This is a genomic window from Desulfuromonadales bacterium (assembly GCA_035620395.1).
Lineage (GTDB): Bacteria > Desulfobacterota > Desulfuromonadia > Desulfuromonadales > DASPGW01 > DASPGW01.
The window spans coordinates 1-4,895 of the sequence record DASPGW010000135.1; the positions used below are offsets into that span (position 1 = coordinate 1).

Consider the following 4,895-nt stretch of genomic DNA (forward strand, 5'->3'; position numbering starts at 1 on the left):
CGGCCCCACCACAGGAAGCCTCCCATGACCTCTCCCCTATCCCCCGCCGATGCCATCGTCGTCGGCGCCGGCCCGAACGGCCTGGCCGCGGCCATCGAGCTGGCCCGCGCGGGTCTGAGCGTTACCCTGATCGAGGGGGAAGAGCAGATCGGCGGCGGGGTGCGTTCGGCGCCGCTGACCCTTCCCGGCTTCGTCCACGACGTCTGCTCGGCGGTCTATCCCCTGGGAGTGGCCTCTCCCTTCTTCACTACCCTCCCCCTTGCCGAACACGGCCTGGAGTGGATCCACCCCCCCGCGCCCCTGGCGCACCCCTTGGACGACGGCACCGCCGTCATCCTGGAGCGCTCGTTTTCGGCGACCGCCGCCACGCTGGGGGAGGACGGCGAAGCCTGGCGGCGGCTGCTGCAGCCGCTGGCGGAGGGGTGGCCGCAGCTTGCCGGTGACATTCTTGCTCCGCCCCACCTCCCCCGCCATCCGCTGCTGCTGGCCCGCTTCGCCCGCCACGCCCTGCGCTCGGTGCAAGGGCTGGCTGAAGGGGAGTTTCGCGGGCTGCGCGCCCAGGCGCTGCTGGCGGGGCTGGCGGCCCATTCCTTTCTCCCCCTCAACCGGCTGGCCACGGCGGCCATCGGGCTGGTCCTCGGTCTGCTCGGCCATGCGGTCGGCTGGCCGATCCCCCGCGGCGGCGCCGGCAGCCTCGCCGCGGCGCTTGCCGGGCATTTTCAATCCCTGGGCGGCAGGATCGAGACCGGTAAGGCCGTGCGAACCCTCGACCAGTTGCCCGCAGCCCGCACCATCCTCCTTGACGTGACTCCCCGGCAGCTCCTCGCCATCGCCGGCGACCGCCTCGGGTCCGGCTACCGCCGGCGGCTGGAGAGCTACCGCTACGGTCCCGGGGTCTTCAAGATCGACTGGGCACTGGCCGGACCGATCCCCTGGCAGGCACCTGAATGCGCCCGGGCCGGCACCGTCCACCTCGGCGGTACCCTGGAGGAGATCGCCGTCGGCGAGCAGGCCGTCTGGCAGGGCCGTCACCAGGAGCGACCCTTCGTCCTGCTCGCCCAGCCGAGCCTCTTCGACCCCTCCCGCGCCCCGGCCGGCTGCCATACCGGCTGGGCCTACTGCCACGTCCCCAACGGTTCCACCACCGACCTGAGCGAAGCGATCGAGCGGCAGGTGGAGCGCTTCGCGCCGGGCTTTAGGGAACTGATCCTGGCGCGCCATACCCGCACCGCCGCCGGCTACGAACTCTACAACCCCAACTGCATCGGCGGCGACATCAACGGCGGCGTCCAGGACCTGCAGCAGATCTTCGCCCGGCCGGTGCCGGGGCTATCCCCCTACGCCACCGACCGCGCAGGACTCTACCTCTGCTCCTCCTCCACCCCCCCCGGCGGCGGCGTCCACGGCATGTGCGGCTACCACGCCGCCCGGGCGGCGCTCCGGCATCTGAAGTAATCATTCGAAACTCGAAAAACAGTCTCACGCGAAGACGCGAAGAACGCGAAGGTCACCGGACTACTAATCGTCACGCTGTCCTGATGTCTTGGAATTTCTTCGCAGCCTTCGCAGCTTCGCGTGATATGGCGCCTTATTCGTCCCGCCCCAGCGACCGCAAGACCTCCCGAAACTCCAGATCGGCCAGCGACACCGGCGGGAAGTAGGTCCCCACCAGTTCCCGGTGCCACCAGCAGCCGCTCCTTCGCCGTTCCTCAGGCGTGGTGAAACGGTAGCGGTAGTAGAGGGCGCGGACGTACTTCGGCGGGGCATCGGGAAGCGGATTTCCCTTGAGCAGGGCGAGTGTCGCGGCATCCCCTGCGAGGAGTTTCCCGATCAGGCGGATGAACCAGGAGGGGACGTACGGGGACGGCATGGCGGCGAACCACATCAGCCAGTCGAGGCGCAGATGATAGGGGGCGATCTGCGGCGGCAGGCGGCGCGGGTCGCCCGGCTTTCCCTTGAACTCGTAGGCCCGCCAGGACGCCGTCGTCGGGGCATCTTCGGCCGTTCCCTCCAGGACGATCTCGTAGCGCGGGCGGGTGATGCTGCCGAAGGCCCCGTAGCTGTTGACCAGGTGGCAGGGGTCGTAGGTGGTGTTCATGATCTGGTTTTTTGAGATGAGATTGCGGGCCGGCCTGACGCTCAGCACTGCGACCAGCAGGGCGACCGCCCAGGCCAGGATGGTCAGGAGAAAGGAGGGTTCGACCGGCGGCGGCGTGAGAGGCAGCACCATCCGCAGCAGATTGTCGTCGAAGGTGCTGAAGGCGAGGACGAGGGTCAGGTGGTTGAGCCAGGAGAAGTTGCCGCTGACGATCAGGGACCCCTGGAAGAGGATGGTCAGCAGGCCGGCGATGCCGGCCAGCGGCTGGGGGGCGAAGTAGAAGAACGGTATCACCACCTCCACCAGGTGGTTGAAGAGGACCCCCGCCTGGCGCAGCCGGCGCGGCAGCTGGTGAAAGAACCAGCTCAGAGGGTTCGGCATCGGCTGCGTCTCGAAATGCCAATCGAGGCAGCTGAGATCCCGCCAGCAGGGGTCGCCGCGCAGCTTGATCAGCCCCGCCCCGAACATGACCCGGAAGAGGACCCAGCGCAGCAGCCAGACGATGATCGCCGACGGCTCGGTATCCGCCGCTCCCAGGAAAATCGCCAGGAAGCCGCTCTCCAGCAGAAGCGACTCCCAGCCGAAGCCGTAGAAGGTCTGGCCGATGTTGACGTAGGAGAGGTAGAGCAGCCAGAGAAGCGCCCAGATCGCCATGGAGACGCCCGTCCCGAAGCATTCGGAGACACCGGCGGTCGCCAGGACGGCCAGCAGCACACCCAGCCAGCCGAAGAAGGCGAAGGCGCGGTCGTTCGGAAAGAGGTGGAAGATGCCGGGGGCGTGGCGGAAGCTGACCTGGCGGATAAACCGTGGGGCGGGAAGCAGTCCGTTTTCACCGAGGAGCGGCCGAAACTGATTCACCACGGCGAGGAAGGCGCAGAGGTAGATAATCCCCAGGCCCCTCTGAAAAACGAAACGGGTCAGCCAGTAGCCGTCGCTGCCTTCCATGGCGAAACGCCCCCTGCCCACTGTCGTGGTGAACCGCTATTCGAAGTATAGCAGGCGGAGGGAAAAGCAAAAAAGGATGGCGTCCGTCGGGTTCCTGGATTATCCTACGCAAAAACAAACACATCCGCGATTCACCGGACTCCGATGACGTTACCCGGCATATCCTCGAAAATAGCCATGTGGATCGTACTGTCGCTGCTCCTGGCGATGCTGGGGATGTCCGGCTGCACCCGTTATTACCCGGCGCCGGCCAAGCCCCCCGCGCCCCGCCTACCTGCGCCCCTCAAGCCCGCACCGCCTCCTGTGCAGTCCCCCGCACCGCCGGCATTCTCCGATCCGATTGCCGCGCTGCTCGACGAAGTCGCCTCCGGGCGGGAGGAATCGACGCCCCTGGAGAAAATGGGCTATTCGACCCAGGTCGGCGCCTTTGCCAACCTCGACTATGCCGTGCGCCTGGAACGCCTGCTCGATGCCAGAGGCATCGACGCCTACTATTTTCGCCACGAATCCGGGCTCTACAAGGTCCGCTTCGGCAACCATGACAGCTACCGGGCGGCCCGTGCCGAGGCGGAACAGTTGAAGGCAAAGGGGCTGATCGACGAATTCTTCATCGTCATCCCGGACGACTACGCCGCCGCCCGCATCCGGCGCAGCGGCCAGGGCGACCTGCGCGAGGAACTGGTCCGGACCGCCCGTCGTTTTCTTGGCGTCCCCTACCGCTGGGGCGGCACCGACCACCAGGACGGATTCGACTGCAGCGGCCTGACCATGGTCTGCTACCGCCTCAACGGCCTCAACCTCCCGCGCATCTCCCGCAACCAGTTCGCGGCCGGACGGCAAGTGCCCCAGGCCCAGCTGCGCCCGGGCGACCTGGTCTTCTTCGCCACCAGAGGCGGCAGACAGGTCTCCCACGTCGGCATGTACATCGGCAATGGCAAGTTCATTCACGCTCCCCGCACCGGCGAGCAGGTGCGCATCGAACAGCTCTCCACTCCTTTTTACGACAGAACCTTCCTGGGCGGACGCAGCTATTTTTGATGGGTGTTCGGAATCCCCTGGTGAAAAATTGGATTTATATTGTTCGAGTCAGATACGCCTCACCTCTTGGGTTTCGGAGATAACGACGGGAAAAAGCAGGAAGCTCAATCCAGCGCCGGCACCCTGAGAACGGTACTTTCCGTCCCCTTGCGCATCGAGTCCAAACTCATAGCTCTCGTAGCGGGGCCCACCAGAGGGTCACCGCTGCCATAATTGAGATTAAAAGGCATCTGGCCAATCGGCCAAGGGTCGGCTGGAACTTCAAAGCGCGTTAGCTTTCGTTCGGGATGAGGATCAAAAAAGGGGTACAGTTACAATATCCCGGGAACCTTTTGGCTCCCTGATGCATCTACGTAGTGAAGCCGCAAAAAGGAGATTCGCGCATGACAATGGCAGTGGATTACGGCACATCGTCGGGCGAAATTCCGGATCAGGACCTCGTGGACCGCGTCCGCAACGGGGACGGCGCCTGCTTCGAGTTGATCATGCGGCGGCATAACCGGCGTCTCTACCGTATCGCCCGGGGGATTCTGCGCAACGACGTCGAGGCCGAAGACGCCGTTCAGGAGGCCTATGTGAGGGCCTATGAGAAACTGGATCGATTTAAAGGGGATGGCCCTTTTTCCGCCTGGTTGGCCAAAATCACCGTCAACGAGGCGCTGGGGCGTCTGCGGGGGGCAGTTTCCGCAAAAAACAGCTTTTCGCTGGACGACCCGGAACGAGGAAATGAGGTGAATTCCATGGCTGAACTGACCTTTTCCGGACCCAACCCGGAACAGAGCGTTGCGCGGGGAGAATTCCGCCGGCTGCTGGA

At 65.3% G+C, this 4,895-nt stretch carries 4 protein-coding genes; 3 read left to right on the plus strand and 1 reads right to left on the minus strand.

The window, feature by feature from the left end:
- The first annotated feature begins 24 nt into the window (after positions 1-24).
- Positions 25-1,455: an NAD(P)/FAD-dependent oxidoreductase gene (locus VD811_07435; protein HXV20802.1), complete on the plus strand. Its 1,431-nt coding sequence runs from the start codon at positions 25-27 to the stop codon at positions 1,453-1,455.
- A gap of 133 nt (positions 1,456-1,588) precedes the next feature.
- On the opposite strand, the gene VD811_07440 is transcribed toward VD811_07435, so the two are convergent.
- Complete coding sequence (locus tag VD811_07440; GenBank protein ID HXV20803.1) at positions 1,589-3,043, minus strand: lipase maturation factor family protein; 1,455 nt, start codon at positions 3,041-3,043, stop codon at positions 1,589-1,591.
- Between the two features lie 177 nt (positions 3,044-3,220).
- Here VD811_07440 and VD811_07445 point away from each other — a divergent pair, with 177 nt between their 5' ends.
- Positions 3,221-4,081, plus strand: a complete 861-nt coding sequence (locus VD811_07445) for an NlpC/P60 family protein (GenBank protein ID HXV20804.1) — start codon at positions 3,221-3,223, stop codon at positions 4,079-4,081.
- A gap of 383 nt (positions 4,082-4,464) precedes the next feature.
- Positions 4,465-4,895: sigma-70 family RNA polymerase sigma factor (locus VD811_07450; protein ID HXV20805.1), on the plus strand; the 431-nt coding region annotated here is incomplete at its 3' end.